Here is a 1,099-nt window from a genome sequence, read left to right on the forward strand (position 1 = left end):
CAGGCAGGCTTGGCGATCAGCGACCTGAGGGCAGGTTAAAATGTAGCAAAATCTGTCGTGTTTCTACACTATTATTCTGTTCGAGCGGCCCCCGCAAAACAAATGCAAAACCAAAAAGGCCGCCCTTACGAGCGGCCTTTTCTAAGTCTTATAAGCGATAAGGCTTACTCGATGATTTTAGAAACAACACCGGAACCAACTGTGCGACCGCCTTCGCGGATCGCAAAGCGCAGGCCGTCTTCCATCGCGATTGGCGCGATGAGTTCAACGGAGAACTTCAAGTTGTCGCCTGGCATGACCATTTCTGTGCCTTCAGGAAGAACAACAGTACCTGTCACGTCAGTCGTCCGGAAGTAGAACTGTGGACGGTAGTTCGCGAAGAATGGTGTGTGACGACCACCCTCTTCTTTGGTCAAAATGTAGACCTCAGCTTCGAACTTGGTGTGTGGCTTAACTGAACCTGGTTTACACAGGATCTGGCCGCGCTCAACACCTTCACGGTCAACACCGCGAAGCAACGCGCCGATGTTGTCGCCAGCTTCACCGCGGTCAAGCAGTTTGCGGAACATTTCAACACCAGTACAGGTTGTTGTTGTTGTGTCTTTGATACCAACGATTTCGATGCTGTCGCCAACATTGATCACGCCGCGCTCAACACGACCGGTTACAACAGTACCGCGACCAGAGATTGAGAACACGTCCTCGATTGGCATCAAGAATGGCTCGTCAACAGCACGTGGTGGCTGTGGGATGTAAGCATCAACAGCGGCCATCAATTCAGCAATTTTGTCTTTGCCGATGGCATCGTCACGCTCTTCAAGCGCAGCCAAAGCTGAGCCCGCGATGATTGGGATGTCGTCGCCTGGGTAATCGTATGCTGACAAGAGCTCACGGATTTCCATTTCAACCAATTCGAGCAACTCTTCGTCGTCAACTTGGTCAACTTTGTTCATGAAAACAACCATGGCTGGGATACCAACCTGGCGGCCAAGCAAGATGTGCTCACGTGTTTGTGGCATAGGGCCATCAGCCGCGTTCACAACCAAGATCGCGCCGTCCATTTGAGCCGCACCAGTGATCATGTTTTTCACGTAGTCGG

The 1,099-nt window shown here is 51.7% G+C and carries 1 protein-coding gene; it reads right to left on the bottom strand.

Annotation, left to right across the window (positions count from 1 at the left end; all coding sequences use genetic code 11):
• Positions 1-164 precede the first annotated feature (164 nt).
• Positions 165-1,099: elongation factor Tu (tuf, locus tag KO503_RS09470; RefSeq protein ID WP_215991315.1), on the bottom strand; the 935-nt coding region annotated here is incomplete at its 5' end.

It is taken from the genome of Pacificibacter marinus, assembly GCF_018860505.1.
GTDB classification, from domain to species: Bacteria; Pseudomonadota; Alphaproteobacteria; order Rhodobacterales; family Rhodobacteraceae; genus Celeribacter; species Celeribacter marinus_B.